At 72.2% G+C, this 14931-nt stretch carries 17 protein-coding genes and 1 pseudogene; 11 read left to right on the forward strand and 7 right to left on the reverse strand.

Annotated elements, in window-relative coordinates:
- Positions 1–6 precede the first annotated feature (6 nt).
- The 3 genes and pseudogenes from ACZ6H8_RS03055 to ACZ6H8_RS03065 all read right to left on the reverse strand — a co-directional run.
- Complete coding sequence (locus ACZ6H8_RS03055; RefSeq protein ID WP_464144321.1) at positions 7–834, reverse strand: SDR family NAD(P)-dependent oxidoreductase; 828 nt, start codon at positions 832–834, stop codon at positions 7–9.
- 31 nt (positions 835–865) lie between these two features.
- Positions 866–1687, reverse strand: a complete 822-nt coding sequence (locus ACZ6H8_RS03060) for a DNA-3-methyladenine glycosylase 2 (RefSeq protein WP_464144323.1) — start codon at positions 1685–1687, stop codon at positions 866–868.
- 361 nt (positions 1688–2048) lie between these two features.
- A pseudogene (locus ACZ6H8_RS03065) lies at positions 2049–3011 on the reverse strand (TerC/Alx family metal homeostasis membrane protein); the annotation flags it as partial.
- Between the two features lie 209 nt (positions 3012–3220).
- On the opposite strand from ACZ6H8_RS03065, the gene ftsY reads away from it, so the two are divergent.
- Together ftsY and ACZ6H8_RS03075 are read left to right on the forward strand one after the other, a co-directional pair.
- Positions 3221–4090 carry a signal recognition particle-docking protein FtsY gene (gene ftsY / locus ACZ6H8_RS03070; RefSeq protein WP_464144326.1) on the forward strand — a complete coding sequence of 290 codons (870 nt, stop codon included), beginning with the start codon at positions 3221–3223 and terminating at the stop codon, positions 4088–4090.
- 177 nt (positions 4091–4267) lie between these two features.
- Positions 4268–5407 carry an MFS transporter gene (locus tag ACZ6H8_RS03075; RefSeq protein WP_464144329.1) on the forward strand — a complete coding sequence of 380 codons (1140 nt, stop codon included), beginning with the start codon at positions 4268–4270 and terminating at the stop codon, positions 5405–5407.
- Here ACZ6H8_RS03075 and ACZ6H8_RS03080 read toward each other — a convergent pair.
- From ACZ6H8_RS03080 to ACZ6H8_RS03090, 3 genes are read right to left on the reverse strand one after another with little or no spacing between them, the layout of a single operon-like run.
- Positions 5404–5757 carry an ASCH domain-containing protein gene (locus ACZ6H8_RS03080; protein ID WP_464144330.1) on the reverse strand — a complete coding sequence of 118 codons (354 nt, stop codon included), beginning with the start codon at positions 5755–5757 and terminating at the stop codon, positions 5404–5406. The genes ACZ6H8_RS03075 and ACZ6H8_RS03080 overlap by 4 nt on opposite strands.
- 10 nt (positions 5758–5767) lie before the next feature.
- On the reverse strand, positions 5768–6232 hold the full coding sequence (locus tag ACZ6H8_RS03085; RefSeq protein ID WP_464144332.1) for an NUDIX hydrolase: 465 nt from the start codon (positions 6230–6232) through the stop codon (positions 5768–5770).
- Between the two features lies 1 nt (position 6233).
- On the reverse strand, positions 6234–7400 hold the full coding sequence (locus tag ACZ6H8_RS03090; protein ID WP_464144334.1) for a class I adenylate-forming enzyme family protein: 1167 nt from the start codon (positions 7398–7400) through the stop codon (positions 6234–6236).
- A gap of 52 nt (positions 7401–7452) precedes the next feature.
- Here ACZ6H8_RS03090 and ffh point away from each other — a divergent pair, with 52 nt between their 5' ends.
- The 3 genes from ffh (at position 7453) to ACZ6H8_RS03105 (ending at position 10403) form a co-directional block, all read left to right on the forward strand.
- Positions 7453–9003 (forward strand): signal recognition particle protein, encoded by a 1551-nt coding sequence (gene ffh / locus ACZ6H8_RS03095; RefSeq protein WP_464144336.1) that lies wholly within the window; start codon positions 7453–7455, stop codon positions 9001–9003.
- Between the two features lie 40 nt (positions 9004–9043).
- Entirely contained in the window at positions 9044–9859 is an 816-nt protein-coding gene (locus ACZ6H8_RS03100) for an LLM class F420-dependent oxidoreductase (RefSeq protein ID WP_464144338.1), read from the forward strand.
- Between the two features lie 109 nt (positions 9860–9968).
- Entirely contained in the window at positions 9969–10403 is a 435-nt protein-coding gene (locus tag ACZ6H8_RS03105) for a VOC family protein (protein ID WP_464144526.1), read from the forward strand.
- 37 nt (positions 10404–10440) lie between these two features.
- Here the strand turns inward: ACZ6H8_RS03105 and ACZ6H8_RS03110 are convergent, their stop codons facing one another.
- Entirely contained in the window at positions 10441–11538 is a 1098-nt protein-coding gene (locus ACZ6H8_RS03110) for a carboxylate-amine ligase (RefSeq protein ID WP_464144340.1), read from the reverse strand.
- 187 nt (positions 11539–11725) lie between these two features.
- Here ACZ6H8_RS03110 and rpsP point away from each other — a divergent pair, with 187 nt between their 5' ends.
- From rpsP to rplS, 6 genes are all read left to right on the forward strand, one after another.
- Positions 11726–12172, forward strand: a complete 447-nt coding sequence (rpsP, locus tag ACZ6H8_RS03115; RefSeq protein ID WP_464144341.1) for a 30S ribosomal protein S16 — start codon at positions 11726–11728, stop codon at positions 12170–12172.
- Positions 12173–12174: 2 nt separating this feature from the next.
- On the forward strand, positions 12175–12411 hold the full coding sequence (locus ACZ6H8_RS03120; protein WP_464144342.1) for an RNA-binding protein: 237 nt from the start codon (positions 12175–12177) through the stop codon (positions 12409–12411).
- Positions 12356–13072, forward strand: coding sequence for a ribosome maturation factor RimM (gene rimM, locus ACZ6H8_RS03125; RefSeq protein WP_464144344.1), 717 nt, complete (start codon positions 12356–12358; stop codon positions 13070–13072). The genes ACZ6H8_RS03120 and rimM overlap by 56 nt, the downstream gene beginning before the upstream one ends.
- Before the next feature lies 1 nt (position 13073).
- Entirely contained in the window at positions 13074–13781 is a 708-nt protein-coding gene (gene trmD / locus ACZ6H8_RS03130) for a tRNA (guanosine(37)-N1)-methyltransferase TrmD (protein ID WP_464144346.1), read from the forward strand.
- 83 nt (positions 13782–13864) lie between these two features.
- Positions 13865–14428: a hypothetical protein gene (locus ACZ6H8_RS03135; RefSeq protein ID WP_464144348.1), complete on the forward strand. Its 564-nt coding sequence runs from the start codon at positions 13865–13867 to the stop codon at positions 14426–14428.
- A gap of 154 nt (positions 14429–14582) precedes the next feature.
- Complete coding sequence (rplS, locus tag ACZ6H8_RS03140) at positions 14583–14930, forward strand: 50S ribosomal protein L19 (RefSeq protein ID WP_464144349.1); 348 nt, start codon at positions 14583–14585, stop codon at positions 14928–14930.
- Position 14931 lies beyond the last annotated feature (1 nt).

Raw genomic sequence — 14931 nt, forward strand, 5'->3', positions numbered from 1 at the left:
CGCCGGCTACCGCGTGCCGAGCCGCTCCGCGACGCGCTCCGCCGCGACGGGCGCGAGCCCGACGGCGGTGCCCGCGACGCGCGACCACCACGGTGCGACGAGCCGTGGACGCTCGACGACCGCGCACAGCACGCGACTCGCCGCCTCCTGCGCGCTCATGCTCGGTGCTGGAGACCCTGCGATCGTCGGCGCGCTCATCGCGGTGCGCACGAGCGGCAGCCGGACGCTCGTCACCGCGACGCCCGCCCTGCGCAGCTCGGGCGCGGCCGACGCGAGCCACGCCTCCATGCCCGCCTTCGACGCCGTGTACGCCGCCCAGCCCGGCGTGGGCAGCACGCTCGACGCCGACCCGACGTGCACGAGATGCCCGTCGCGCTCGCATGCCATCGCGTCGACGATCGGCAGCGCGAGCGCGACGGGTCCCAGCAGGTTGACGCCTGCGAGCCTGCGCATGTCGTGCGCGCGATCGCGCGAGTCGGCGATGCTGCGGCGGATGCTGTGGCCCGCGTTCGACACGAGCAGCGCGGGGGAGCGCGCGGCGAGCGCACGTGCTGCAGCGTCGGTCGCGTCGGGGTCGCGCAGGTCGAGCGACAGGGTCTCGGCGGTGCCGCCCGCCGCGCGCACGGCCGATGCCGAGCGCTCGAGCGCCGCCGCATCGCGAGCGACGAGCACGACGTGGGCACCCGCTGCGCCGAGCACGCACGCGACGGCCGCGCCGACGCCGCGCGAGGCACCCGTGACGATCACGAGGCGACCGCCGACGCGGGCACGCAAGCGCGGCATCGGCACGGCGCGGCCGGTCGTGCCTGCCAGCCTCGCCGCGATCGTCGTCACGCGCCCACCCTAGGCGTCGCGCGCTCGATGCTCAGGCTGCCCGCCAGCAGTGCAGCATGAGGTGCGTGCGCCACGGCGCGGCGTCGGCGGCGACGGCTGGCAGGTCGGCGATGCCGAGGCGGCGAGCGCCTGCGCGCACCGCGGAGTCGCCCAGCAGCAGCACGTCGGGATCGCCGAGCCGCAGCGAGACGTAGCCGGCCGTCCACGGCCCGATGCCCGTGTGCGCGAGGAGCTGCGCGCGCATCCGCTCCAGGTCGACGTCGCGTGCGACCTCGAGCGCGTCGTCGTCGAACGCGCGCGCGACGCGCTCGACGGTGTCGGACTTCGCGCGCGGTCCGCGCAGCACGTCGACCGCGCCCGCGGCCACCTGCGCGTCGGTGGGGAAGACGCGCGTCAGCCCCTTGGCAGGCTCGAGCAGCGCATCGCCGAGCGTCGCGAGCAGCCGCAGCTGGCCCGTCGCGGCCGCGACGGAGATCTGCTGCCCGACGATGGCGCGGTAGACCATCTCGTGCGCGTCCGTGCAGCCTGGCGCCCGCAGCAGGGGCGCGTCGGCGATCGATGCGGCGAGCGCGGGCAGCGCGTGCCTGGCAGCGACCCACGCGAGCCGCGCATCCGCCTCGGCCGCATCGACGTCGACGGCGAACGCGGCCGCCATCGCCGCCTCCGCGACTGGGCCGCCTGCTGCACGCACGCCAGACGCCGAGCGGGCGTCGACCGTGGCGGAGGCCACGACGACGCCGCTCGGCGTCCTGAGGGTGCGTCGGTAGCCCGATGCGCTCACGAGCTCGATCCCGTCGATCGCACGCGGCGCGAGCCACGCGAGGATCGGCGCGGGATCGAGCCCGTGCGTCATCGGACGATCGGCGTCATCGGCGGGCGTCGGGCCCGTCGTCGACCGCCGCGTCGGCGGCGTCGCCCGCCTGCGCGCGCTCGTGCGCCTCGAACTCGGCCCGTGCGTCGTCGCGGATCGCATCGCGGGCGGGCTCGGGCATGTCCTCCACCGCCGCCTCCCGCAGCACCTCGCGGTCGAAGTCGGTGATGGGAGCCTGCTTGCCCTCCGCATCCACGACCATGAGGCCCTGCGTGCGCGGCTCGATCGTGAGCGGACGCGCGAACGACGAGCCCTGCGCGTCGACGATGTGGAAGTGGCCATCGGTGCCGAGCTCGGCCTCCGACGGGCCGAGGTGCAGGCTCCTGTCGCCCGTCTTGCGAGCGTCGATGCGCAGCTTGATGAGCGACGCGACGACCGAGACGACCATCGACACGAGGATGACGAGCAGCGAGTGCCACGTCTCGATGTGGGGCACCCATTCGATCGGCTGGCCGCCGTTGATGAACGGCAGCTCGTTCGCCTCCATGGCGTGGAAGACGAGCTTCACGCCGATGAAGCCGAGGATCGCCGCGATGCCGTAGTGCAGGTACACGAGGCGGTCGAGCAGGCCGCCGAGCAGGAAGTACAGCTGGCGCAGACCCATGAGGGCGAAGATGTTGCACGCGAAGACGAGGAACGGGTCGGTCGTCACCGAGAAGATCGCGGGGATCGAGTCGATCGCGAACAGCAGGTCGGTCGTGCCGAGCGCGACGATCACGAGCAGGAACGGCGTCACGTACTTCACGCCGTCCTGCGTGATCGTGGCCTTGCCGCCGTTCCACGTGTCGGTGACGTTGACGCGCTTCTTGAGCAGACGCGTGACGAGGTTGTCCTTCTCGCCGGCGTCGTCCTCGCCGCCGAAGGCCTGCTTCCACGCGACGTACACGAGGTAGGCGCCGAAGATGTAGAAGACCCACGACAGCTGCTCGACGAGCTGCACGCCGACGAGGATGAAGATGCCTCGCAGCACGATGGCGATGAGGATGCCGATCATGAGCACCCGCTGCTGCATCTCCCTCGGCACCGAGAAGCGGCTGAGGATGATGATGAAGACGAACAGGTTGTCGATCGACAGCGAGTACTCGAGCAGCCAGCCCGTGACGAACTCGCCTGCGTGCTGCGCGTCGCCCATGAGGAGGAGCACGCCTGCGAAGACGAGCGCGAGCGACACGTACAGGACGACCCAGGCGGTCGCCTCCTTCATGGAGGGCACGTGGGGTCGCTTGACGACGATCAGCAGATCGGCGATGAGGATGACGACGAGGAGCGTCAGCGAGACGATCTCGAAGATCTGATACGGGGTCACTTCCGAGCCTTTCGAGAGGCGAGAGGGTGCAGCAGAGCCACGAACGTCTCTCCCACGTGCTGATGCACGCCGCCGCGACCGGAGCCCCAGGGCCCGTACTGACGAATCGCGGCGATGACGGGATACTCCCCTTCGCGTCGTTCATCGTAGCGCCTCGCGCGCGCCCCCGGCGCGCGTCGTCCCCAGCGCCGACGACCTAGCATGGAGGCATGGCGCAGCGGTGGTCGATCTCGAATGCACTCCGAGGGATGTTCCAGCGCGAGACCATCACCGACGAGACATGGGATGACCTCGAGACGGCGCTCATCACCGCCGACTTCGGCCCCGACATCGCCGAGCAGGTCGTCGAGGCGTTGCGCGCCGACGTCGAGCGGCTGCTCGTCGACGACCCTCGTGAGCTCAAGCGCATGCTGCGCGAGCGGCTCGAGGAGCGCTTCGCCGCCTACGACCCCACGCTGGCGCTGCAGGAGCGACCCGCCGTCATCCTCGTCGTCGGCGTGAACGGCGTCGGCAAGACGACGACGATCGGCAAGCTCGCCAGGCTGCTCGCGAGCCACGGCCAGTCGGTCGTCGTCGGCGCGGCCGACACGTTCCGCGCCGCCGCGGTCGAGCAGCTCGCGACGTGGGCGCAGCGCGCCGGCGTCGAGGTCGTGCGGCCCGAGCGCGAGGGGCAGGATCCCGCGTCGGTCGCGTTCCAGACCGTCGAGCGGGCGAAGACCGGCGGCATCGCGATGTGCATCGTCGACACCGCGGGCAGGCTGCAGACGAAGGGCGGGCTCATGGACGAGCTCGGCAAGATCCGCCGCGTCGTCGAGAAGCAGGCGCCCATCTCGGAGGTGCTGCTCGTGCTCGACGCGACGACGGGGCAGAACGGCGTCGTGCAGGCGCAGGCGTTCATCGAGCACGCAGGCGTCACGGGCCTCGTGATCACGAAGCTCGATGGCAGCGCGAAGGGCGGGTTCGTGCTCGCGGTGCAGGAGCGCACCGGCATCCCCATCAAGCTCATCGGGCAGGGCGAGGGCATCGACGACCTCACGGGCTTCACGCCCCACGTCTTCGTCGAGCAGCTCGTCGGCTGAGCCGAGCCCCGGCCCGGTGGGGACGGGCGCGGGTAGGGTCGTCGACGTGAGTCCAGAGGCATCCAGACGCTGACGCTCCCGGTGGCCGTGCGCCGCCGGTCCTCAGCGACCCTCCTCACCTCCGTCGCCCGTGGGCCGATCGCGGCTCTCGGCGGCCCTGCACGTCTGGATGCACCCATGCCCGTCCTCATCCCCGTCCTCGCCGTCGCCGCGTTCGCGCAGGGCACGAGCGAGTTCATGCTCGCCGGCCTGCTCGCGCCGATCGCCGCCGACCTCCACGTCACCGCTGCCGCCGCGGGCACCCTGACCTCCGCGTTCGCGGCCGGCATGGTGGTGGGCGCGCCGCTCGCCGCGGTGCTCGGCGCGCGAGTGCCGGCTCGTCGAGCGCTCGTGCTGCTGCTGCTCGCGTTCGTCGCCGTGCACGTGGTCGGCGCGCTCGCCGACTCGTTCGCCCTCCTGGTGGGCACCCGCGTCGTCGCGGCGCTCGCGAACGCGGGGTTCCTCGCGATCGCGCTCTCGACCGTCCGTCGCATCGTGCCTGCAGCGGTCGTCACCCGCGCCGTCTCGATCCTGCTCGGCGGCATCACGCTCGCGACGATCGTCGGCGTGCCGATGGGCGCCGCGCTCGCGCAGCTCCTCGGCTGGCGCGCGACGTTCTGGGCGGTGGCGGCGCTGTGCGTGCCCGCCCTCGTCGGGCTGCTGCTCGACCGGTCCCTGCGTGCGGGCGGCGCGCCAGCGGCGCTCGCCCTGGGGGCCGAGATCGCCGACCTCGCACGTCGGCCCGTGCTCGGCGCGATCGTGCTCGCGGTGCTCGTGAACGCGGGCACGTTCGGCGCGTTCACCTACCTCGGCATCGTCGGCGAGGGCAGCGGGCTCGACGGCGCGACGATCCCGCTGCTGCTCGCGGCGTTCGGGGCCGGATCGTTCCTCGGCGTCGCCGCGGCGGGACGCTGGGCCGCTGCCAGGGAGCGCGCGTGGATCCGCGCAGGCACGTGCGCGACCGCCATCGTGTGGGCGACGTTCGCCGCGTCCGTCGACATCCCATGGGCGGTCGTCGTGCTCGCGGTGCTCGGCGGCCTGACGTCGTTCGCCGTCGGATCCGCGCTCATCGCCCGCATCGTGCGGGAGGCGACGGGCGCGCCCGTGCTGGGCGGCGCATCCGCGACCGTCGCGCTCAACGGCGGAGCGCTCGTCGGCCCCGTCGTGGCGGGTGCGGCGCTGTCGAGCGTCGGACCGGCAGGCGTGCTCATGGTCGCCTCGGCGCTCGCGGCGGCCGCCGCGGTCGTCGCGGTGCCTGCGCTGCGCGCCGCTCGCTAGACGGGGCGCGATCCTGCGCCGTCGCGCCGATCGAGCGTGAGCCGGACGACGTCGAGCACGGCGTCGTCCGGCATGGGCGGGTAGTAGCGGGTGCGCAGCAGCCGCACGTACTCGACCATGTCGGTGCCGTCCGTCTCGTGCACGGCGGCCGGGGTGAGGTCGGCGATCGCCACGCGCTCGACGTCGTGCACGTGCGCCTCGACGATCTCGCTCCCCGCGTCGTCGAACGTCACGAGCGCTGGCCCCGGCACGATCGTCTCGCCCCACCGCACCGTGACGGTCTTCGTGCCTGCGAGCACCGCATCCCGGTGCCGCGGGTGGAAGACGATGCTCTGCTGCTCGGCCGGCATCCGGCGCCGCCTACGCCAGCCGCACGGTGCCGTCGGCCGACACCGCGGCGTCGATGCGCGCGAGCATGTCGTCGTCCATGGCCGGGAGCGCGTCGAGCGCGAACCAGCCGACGTCGGTCGACTCGTCGTCGGCGACATGCGCCTCGCCAGAGACGTGCCGGCAGCGGAACACGTGGTCGAGGTACTGCGTGCGATCGCCGTTGCCGTACGTCGTGGGCGGCAGCACGTGCACCCGCACGAGCGCCTCGACCTCGCAGACGACGCCCGCCTCCTCTGCCGCCTCCCGCACGGCGGTCGTCGCAGGATGCTCGCCGGGATCGACGATGCCCGTCACCGGCGTCCAGGCGCCCGTGTCGGCTCGGCGCACGAGCAGCACGCGCTCGCCGTCGAGGATGACGGCAGTCGTGCCCGTGAGCCACAGCATCTCGTGGCCCACGTGCTCACGCAGTCGCAGGATGAAGTCGGGCGTCGCCATCTCAGCATCCGTCCGGGGCATCGGGGCCGTCGGGCATGCGTCCGAGCACCGTGAGCCTGCCGCCCACGATGCGACCGCGATCGTCGGTGATGATCGTGCGGCCCGCGCCACGCACCCAGATGCGGCCCTCCGCGTCCCGGCCCACGCGGTGCCCGACGATGCCGACCTCCGTGCCAGGCAGCGGGCGCCCCACCGAGCCCGGATGCGCGACGACGTCGGTCGGGGAGGCGACGGTGACGGTGCCCGACTCCGTCATGCCGTACGCGTTCATCACGATCGGACCCCACGCGCCGTGCAGGCGCTCGACGAGGTCGATCGGCAGCGGCTCCGAGCCCGACACGATGCGTCGCAGCGACGGCGCCGACTCGCCGGACTCCTCCAGGTGCGTCACGAGCCGCTCCAGCTGGGTCGGGACGCCGCTCAGCATCGTCGCGCCCCGCTCGCGCATGAGTCGCAGCCGTGTCGCAGGACGCGTGTACGGCGACGAGACGAGCGTCGCACCCGTGAGGAGCGTCGCGGCCAGCAGCTGCAGGCCGTGCCCGTGATGCATGGGGGAGCAGCCGAGGACGGTGTCGCTGCTCGCGATCCCGACCCGCGAGTGCAGGCCCTCGAGCTGCTGCAGCCCACGGACGCCGAACGGCCGCGAGACGTGAGGAGAGGGCGGGCCCGTCGTGCCCGTCGTCATCAGCACGAGCCTGCCCACGCGGCGCGTGCCCGCGATGGGCGCCGCAGGCTCCGCGGCACGCTCGACGACGTCCCTCGCCAGCATGGAGGGCCCCTCGTGCCACTCGAGCGGGTCGCCCTGGTGCACGACCAGCGCATCCGCAGGGATCACGCGCTCCAGGTGCGCGTCGCGCCGCGGGTTCGCGAGCCACACGTCGACGCCGAGCCGGCCGGCGGCGAGCACCGAGAGCACGAGCGCAGGCCCCTCGCACGCGGCGACGATCGGACGTCGACGCTCGAGCACATCCCGGTACCAGTGCGCCGCGAGCGACTCCGACTGCGCCCACAGGTCGGCGAACGACCACGATGCGTCGCCGGCGACGAATGCCGTGCGGCTGCGGAACCGTGCGGCCGCGGCCTCCGCGAGCGCCGCGAGCGTCGGACCCCTGCGATGCAGCGATCCGGCGAGGCTCCTGGCCTCGCGCGGCGACAGTCTCAGGCGCATGCGGCCAGCGTAACGATCGCACCTGTGCCGCGCCGGTACCATCGGAGGCACCATGGCAGCGTTCGGCTCTCTCTCCACCAGGCTCACCGACTCCCTCGCGAAGCTGCGCACGAAGGGTCGGCTGACGCCGTCGGACATCGACGGCACCGTCCGCGAGATCCGTCGCGCGCTGCTCGACGCCGACGTCGCGCTCGAGGTCGTCAAGGACTTCTGCGGCCGCATCCGCGAGCGCGCGCTCGGCGCGGAGGTGTCGAGCTCGCTCAACCCCGCGCAGCAGGTCGTGCAGATCGTCAACGAGGAGCTCGTCGCCATCCTCGGCGGCGAGCAGCGACGCCTCGAGCTCGCGAAGACCCCGCCGACGATCATCATGCTCGCTGGCCTGCAGGGTGCGGGCAAGACCACGCTCGCAGGCAAGCTCGCGAAGCACCTCGCAGGCGAGGGGCACACGCCGATCCTCGTCGCCGCCGACCTGCAGCGCCCGAACGCCGTGACGCAGCTCGAGGTCGTCGCCGGCCAGGCGGGCGTCGCCGTGTACGCGCCCGAGCCTGGCAACGGCGTCGGCGACCCCGTGAAGGTGGCCCGCGACGGCGTGGCGCTCGCGAGGAGCCGCCAGCACGACATCGTCATCGTCGACACCGCCGGCCGACTCGGGATCGACGCAGACCTCATGCAGCAGGCGGCGAAGATCCGGAAGGCCATCCAGCCCGACGAGGTGCTGTTCGTCGTCGACTCGCTCACCGGTCAGGATGCGGCGACGACGGCGAAGGCGTTCCAGGAGGGCGTCGACTTCACAGGCGTCGTGCTCACGAAGCTCGACGGCGACTCGCGCGGTGGCGCGGCGCTGTCGATCCGTGGCATCACGGGCCGGCCCATCATGTTCGCCTCGACCGGCGAGCGCCTCGAGGACTTCGAGCCCTTCCACCCCGACCGCATGGCGAGCCGCATCCTCGACCTCGGCGACATCCTCACCCTCATCGAGCAGGCGCAGAAGTCGTTCGACGAGGAGGAGGCGCGTCGCGTCGCCGAGGCGATGCTCACCGACACCTTCACGCTCGAGGACTTCCTGAAGCAGCTGCAGCAGGTGCGCAAGGCGGGCAACTTCAAGCAGATGCTCGGCATGCTGCCGGGTGCGAAGGGGCTGCGCGAGGCGATCGACGGATTCGACGAGCAGGAGTTCGCCCGCACGGAGGGCATCATCCTGTCGATGACGCCGCGGGAGCGGAAGCAGTCGAAGATCCTCAACGGCTCGCGCCGCCTGCGCATCGCGCGCGGCGCAGGCGTCACCGTCACCGAGGTGAACCAGCTCATGCAGCGCTTCGAGCAGGCGGCGAAGATGATGAAGACCGTCGCGAAGGGCGGCATGCCCAACATCCCAGGCATGGGCCCCATGCCCGGCTCGCACGGCGTCGGCAAGCGGCAGCCGCAGCAGAAGGTCTCGAAGGGCAAGCGCTCCGGCAACCCGGCGAAGCGTGCGCAGACGCCCGTCGAGGCGCCCGCGCAGGCCGGCAGCGTCTTCGGCGGCGGCCAGGCGAGCCCGAACGTCGCAGACATGAGCCCGGAGGACCAGGCAGCGCTGCAGCGCATGCTCGGCGGCGGGCGCTAGCCCCCTGCCGGATCGGGCACGCGCGCCTAGGCTGGATGGCATGGTCGCCACCGACATCCCCACCCGCATCGGCGTGCAGGTCTCGCCGCAGCACGCCACGTTCCAGCAGTCGCTCGACGCCGTGCGGCGCCTCGAGGACATGGGCGTCGACATGGTCTTCAACTGGGACCACTTCTTCCCGCTGTCTGGCGAGCCCGACGGCGCGCACTTCGAGTGCACGACGCAGCTCGCGGCGTGGGCGCAGGCGACGGAGCGCGTCGAGCTCGGCCCGCTCGTGTTCTGCAACTCGTACCGCAACCCCGACCTGCTGGCCGACGTGTCGCGCACGCTCGACCACATCTCGAACGGCCGCTTCGTGCTCGGCATCGGCGCCGGCTGGTTCGAGCGCGACTACGACGAGTACGGCTACGAGTTCGGCACGCCCGGCTCGCGCATCGGCGCCCTCGCCGAGGCGATGCCGCGCATCGAGCAGCGTCTCGGCCAGCTGAACCCCGCGCCCGTGCGCGACATCCCCGTGCTCATCGGCGGCGGCGGCGAGCGCAAGACGCTGCGCATCGTGGCGCAGCACGCCGACATCTGGCACTCGTTCGCGAGCCCGGACGAGCTGCAGCACAAGCTCGACGTGCTCGCGCAGCACGGGGAGGACGTGGGTCGCGACATCTCGGGCATGGTCGTGTCGAACGGCGCGAGCGTGCGGCAGGGGATCGGCGGGCTCGGCACCGAGCGCCTCGACGCGTTGCACGACCTCGGCACGAGGCTCATCACCGTGTCGATCTCGGGTGACGACGGCCCCGACGGCTACGACACGGCGCAGGTGCAGCAGTTCCTCGACTGGCGCGACGCGAAGAACGCCTGACGCGCAGAACGCCTGACGCGGCGTGACATGTGCGCCTGCTTCTTGCGAGCATGGGAGCATCCGGTTCGACGACGAGCCGGCAGACACCATGGGAGCCGCCGTGTCCACGATGATCTTCGTCAACCTGCCCGTCACCGACCTCGATCGCGCGAAGGCGTTCTACGAGGCCCTCGGCTGGAGCATCAACCCGCTGTTCACCGACGAGAACGCCGCCTGCGTCGTGGTCTCCGACGAGATCATGCTCATGATCCTGCGTCGCGAGTACTTCCAGACGTTCACGACCAAGCAGGTCGCAGACCCGACGACCACGGCGCAGACGCTCATCGCCATCAGCCGCGACTCGCGTGAGGCCGTCGCCGAGATCGCGGCCAAGGCGCTGGCGTCCGGCGGCTCCGAGGCTCGCGAGGCGCAGGACTACGGGTTCATGGTGCAGCACGCCGTCGAGGACCCCGACGGCAACGTGCTCGAGTTCATGTGGATGGACCCGAAGGCCGCCGAGCAGGGGCCGGAGGCGTTCCTGGCGGGCGGCGGCGACGAGGGCTGATGGTCGCCCGGTCCTGCGAGCCCCACGCCCGAGCGGCCTAAGAGCGCATGGCGGCGACGAGGTGCTCGAGCACCGCATCCATGCCGCCCGCGATCATCGCCTCGCGCTGCTGCGTCGCCGAGCCTCCGTCTGCGAGCACCTGCACCGCCGCCTCGATGCCGGCCGTGGCGCCGAGGTCCTCGGCGACGGGCGCGAGGCGCTCGAGCGTCGAGTGCAGCACCTCGGCGACGCGCATCGTCGCGCCATCCGCGTTCGTGATCATCACGGCATCGAGGCCGAAGCGTGCCGTGCGCCACCGGTTCTCGCGCACGAGCCACTCCGGGATGCGCTCGGGCGCGGAGCCGTCGTCGAGCGCGCGCATGCGCTCCTCGACCAGGCAGTGCGTCAGCGCCGTGATCGCGTGCACGTGCCGCAGCGACGGCGCGCCGTCGGCGATGCGCGACTCGACGGTGCCGAGCCTCGGCGACGGCCGCACGTCCCACCGCAGCTCCGTGAGCCCATCCGCGGCGCCGACGTGCACGAGGTCGTGCGCGACGCGCTCCCACGTCGCCCAGTCGGGCATCTCCGGCGGCAGCCCGGCGTTCGGGATCTGCTGGAACAGCATCGCGCGCTGCGACGCGTAGCCGGAGTCGTGCCCTGCCCAGAACGGGCTCGACGCCGACAGCGCCAGGATGAGCGGCAGGTGGTCGAGGAGCGCGTGCAGCACGGGGATCGCCTGGCGCTCCGGCCGGTCGAGTCCTACGTGCGTGTGCACGCCGAAGATCAGCAGCCGCTCCGCCCACGAGCCGCCATGCTCGATGAGCCTGCGGTACCTGGGGGAGTCGGACACGGGCTGCCCTCGCCACTGCGCCGTGGGGTGCGTGCCGGAGCCGATGACGTCGGCGCCCTCCGCGTCCGCAGCCTCGAGCACGAGGTCGAGCAGCTCGCGCACCTCGGCCAGGGCGGCGTCGGTCGTGCGGTGCACGCCCGTGACGAGCTCGACGGTGTTCTGCAGGAACTCGCCCTTCACGCGCTCGTCGCCGATGCGCTCGAGCACGGCGGGAGCGACGGGGGCGAGGTCGCGACCCGAGCGGTCGACGAGCTGCAGCTCCCATTCGACGCCGAGGGTGCCGCGCTCGGAGAGGGCGAAGTCCATGGCGCCAGCGTAGGGCGCGCGGGCCCGCGCGGTCGTGCGCACGCGCACGCGGCGTCATGTGCCAGAATGGTGGGTCGAGTGCGTACATCCACCCTCTATCGGATGTGCGAGCTCCCACCGCCTTCCCTCACCGCGTCCCCGCCGCGGGCCGAGGGGTGCACCACGCATAGGAACCACCAGGAGAACTGTGGCTGTCAAGATCCGACTCAAGCGCTTCGGCAAGATGCGCGCGCCGTACTACCGCATCGTCGTCGCCGACTCGCGCACCAAGCGCGACGGCCGCGTCATCGAGGAGATCGGCCTGTACCACCCGACCGAGAACCCCTCGCGCATCGAGGTCGACGGCGAGCGCGCGCAGTACTGGCTCGGCGTCGGCGCGCAGCCGACCGAGCAGGTCGCCGCGATCCTCAAGCTGACCGGCGACTGGGGCAAGTTCCAGGGCGACGAGAACGCGGTCTCGACCGTGCAGCAGCCTGAGGAGAAGGTGAAGTTCGTCGTCGACGAGAAGAAGGCGGCCGTGCTGAAGCCCAAGGCCGAGAAGAAGGCAGAGGAGCCCGCAGCGGCTCCCGCCGAGGCCGAGGCCCCCGCGGACGAGACGCCGGCAGAGGCCGACGCCGAGACCAAGGGCGCGTAGTCATGCTCGCCGCGGCACTGCTGCACCTCGTCAAGGGCATCGTCGATCGCCCCGACGAGGTCGCTGTCGCGGCGCGCGAGACCCCGCGCGGCGAGGTCCTCGAGGTGCGCGTGCACCCCGAGGACCTCGGCCGCGTCATCGGCCGTGGAGGCCGAACCGCGACCGCGCTGCGCACCGTCGTGGGTGCGCTGGCGCAGGGGCGCCGCGTCCGCGTCGACGTGGTGGACACCGATTCCTGAGCACGGGCGCACCCAGCTGCGGGTCGGACGCCTCGTCAAGGCGCACGGCCTCAAGGGCGCGCTGAAGATCGAGCTCTACACCGACGAGCCCGCCCGCCGCTTCGTGCCGGGCGCCGAGTTCTCGCTGCAGGTGCCCACGTCGTCGAAGTGGCATCGCAAGACCCTGCGGCTCAACGACTTCAAGGTCTTCAACGGCAACCCCGTCGGCTTCTTCGACGGCATCGACGACCGCGAAGAGGCAGAGACGCTCGTGAAGGCGGTGCTCTGGGTCGAGCAGGACGCCACCGAGCTGCCGGCCGAGCCCGACGCGTGGTACCAGCACCAGCTGGCGAACCTCGAGGTGTGGCGCGACGGCGTCATGGTCGGCCGCATCGCCCGCATCGACCCGATGCCGGCGCAGGATCTCCTCGTGATCGCCAACGGCGACGCCGAGGTGCTGCTGCCGTTCATCCGCGCCTTCGTGCCGACGGTCGACCTGCAGCGCGGGCGCGTCGAGATCACGCCGCCGCACGGACTCTTCGAGGACCCGGACCCCGCCGACGCGGAGCCCGAGCCGAAGGGGGCCGCACGTCGCGCCGATGCGGCCGAGGCCGAGGCCGACGCAGGCACGCAGGCACCCGCGGAGGGCGCCGCCGCGCCCACCGCGTCCGACGAGGACTGACGTGCGCATCGACGTCGTCACGATCTTCCCCGACTTCTTCTCGGTGCTCGACGTGTCGCTGCTGGGGCGTGCACGCCAGAACGGCATCGTCGACGCGCGCGTGCACGACCTGCGCGACTTCACCCACGATCGGCACCGCACCGTCGACGACACCCCGTACGGCGGTGGCGCGGGCATGGTCATGAAGCCCGAGCCGTGGGGAGAGGCGTTCGATGCCGTGCTCGGCGCGCCATCGGACGACGCGGCCGCGCCGTCGGATGCGATCGTCGTGTTCCCGTCGCCCGCCGGCGAGCGCTTCACGCAGGCCGTCGCCCACGAGCTCGCCGAGGCGCCGCACCTCGTGTTCGCGTGCGGACGCTACGAGGGCATCGACTCCCGCGTCGCGCAGCATGTCGCATCGCGCGCGACGGTGCGCGAGCTGAGCCTCGGCGACTACGTGCTCAACGGCGGCGAGGTCGCGGTCGTCGCGATGCTCGAGGCCATCACGCGCCTCGTGCCCGGCATGGTCGGCAACCCCGCCTCGATCGTCGAGGAGAGCCACGCCGACGGCCTCCTCGAGTACCCGATCTACACGAAGCCCGCGTCATGGCGAGGCCTCGACGTGCCGGACGTGCTGCGCTCCGGCGACCACGGCCGCGTCGCCGCATGGCGGCGCGAGCAGGCGATCGAGCGCACGCGTCGCGTCCGACCCGACCTGCTGCCCGACTGAGCGCCGCGCCGTCGCGCCGGCTCATCGCCCGCTCTCGGCGAACGCATGGGCGAGCCCCACGGTGCGCTCGGTACGCTCGCTGCATGCGTCGCGCGTTCCTCGGCATCATGGTCGCCTCGATCGTCGTGCTGCCCGTCTGGGTGCTGGTGGGCCGTGCGCTCTTCGGTGCGCCGCTCGCGCAGGCGCTGCTGCCGCTCGCGCTGCTCGCACCGTTCCTCGCCCTGCAGATCGGCGTCGTGACGGGCCTCACGCTCGCGCGCAAGGAGGTGCACGGGCCGAGGGCCGTCGCGTGGCACGACGTGCGCGTCGTCGGACCGTGGCTGCTGGCGATCCTCGTGCTCGGCATGCTCGTCGTCGACGGCTCCGGCGCGGCGGCGGCGAGCGGCCTCACGGCGCTCGTCGGCGACGGTGCCCTCACGGCGTCGAACGCGATCGCCGCGGTGCTCGGCCTGCTCATCGTGCTCGCGGGCTTCGCGATCGCCTACGTGCAGCTGCGGCTGCTGCTGCTCGAGACCAGGGCACGCCTCGACGCGTACGTCGGCGAGGCCACGCACCGCCCGATCGTCGCGCAGGACGCGGTGTTCGAGCGGGCCGACGCGCCCCAGGCGGGGACGACGATCCGCATCGAGCGCGCCAGCACCGACTGACCAGCCGTCCTGCGGTCGCGGCGCCCGTGCCGCGTGTGGCAAGATGGCTTCTTGTGCCACGCCCACCTCTGCCACAGGGGAGCATGCAGGCACTACCGAGCATCCACTCCCTGAAGAAGCGGTCGACCTGTGGCGGCCGCGGATTGCGAACGTCATGAACATCCTCGACCACGTCGACGCCGCCTCGCTGCGCTCCGACGTCCCCGACTTCCGCCCCGGCGACAACGTCAAGGTGCACGTCAACATCATCGAGGGCTCGCGCTCGCGCGTCCAGGTGTTCCAGGGCCACGTCATCGGCCGCCAGGGCCGCGGCATCGGCGAGACCTTCACGGTCCGCAAGGTGTCGTTCCAGGTCGGCGTCGAGCGCACGTTCCCCGTGCACTCGCCGGTCATCGACAAGATCGAGGTCGTCACGAAGGGCGACGTGCGCCGCGCGAAGCTGTACTACCTCCGCAACCTCCGCGGCAAGGCTGCGAAGATCAAGGAGAAGCGCGACCGCTGAG

Source organism: Agrococcus sp. AC640b (genome assembly GCF_979255995.1).

Bases quoted from the DNA above. Each gene is read 5' to 3' on its own strand.
- ACZ6H8_RS03135 (WP_464144348.1), top strand. From the start codon at position 13,865: ATGCGTCGCGCGTTCCTCGGCATCATGGTCGCCTCGATCGTCGTGCTG.
- ACZ6H8_RS03085 (WP_464144332.1), bottom strand. From the start codon at position 6,232: ATGGCGACGCCCGACTTCATCCTGCGACTGCGTGAGCACGTGGGCCAC.
- ACZ6H8_RS03105 (WP_464144526.1), top strand. From the start codon at position 9,969: ATGATCTTCGTCAACCTGCCCGTCACCGACCTCGATCGCGCGAAGGCG.
- ACZ6H8_RS03060 (WP_464144323.1), bottom strand. From the start codon at position 1,687: ATGACGCACGGGCTCGATCCCGCGCCGATCCTCGCGTGGCTCGCGCCG.
- rplS (WP_464144349.1), top strand. From the start codon at position 14,583: ATGAACATCCTCGACCACGTCGACGCCGCCTCGCTGCGCTCCGACGTC.
- ACZ6H8_RS03075 (WP_464144329.1), top strand. From the start codon at position 4,268: ATGCCCGTCCTCATCCCCGTCCTCGCCGTCGCCGCGTTCGCGCAGGGC.
- ACZ6H8_RS03080 (WP_464144330.1), bottom strand. From the start codon at position 5,757: ATGCCGGCCGAGCAGCAGAGCATCGTCTTCCACCCGCGGCACCGGGAT.
- ACZ6H8_RS03110 (WP_464144340.1), bottom strand. From the start codon at position 11,538: ATGGACTTCGCCCTCTCCGAGCGCGGCACCCTCGGCGTCGAATGGGAG.
- ftsY (WP_464144326.1), top strand. From the start codon at position 3,221: ATGGCGCAGCGGTGGTCGATCTCGAATGCACTCCGAGGGATGTTCCAG.
- ACZ6H8_RS03120 (WP_464144342.1), top strand. From the start codon at position 12,175: ATGCTCGCCGCGGCACTGCTGCACCTCGTCAAGGGCATCGTCGATCGC.
- ACZ6H8_RS03100 (WP_464144338.1), top strand. From the start codon at position 9,044: ATGGTCGCCACCGACATCCCCACCCGCATCGGCGTGCAGGTCTCGCCG.
- ffh (WP_464144336.1), top strand. From the start codon at position 7,453: ATGGCAGCGTTCGGCTCTCTCTCCACCAGGCTCACCGACTCCCTCGCG.
- ACZ6H8_RS03090 (WP_464144334.1), bottom strand. From the start codon at position 7,400: ATGCGCCTGAGACTGTCGCCGCGCGAGGCCAGGAGCCTCGCCGGATCG.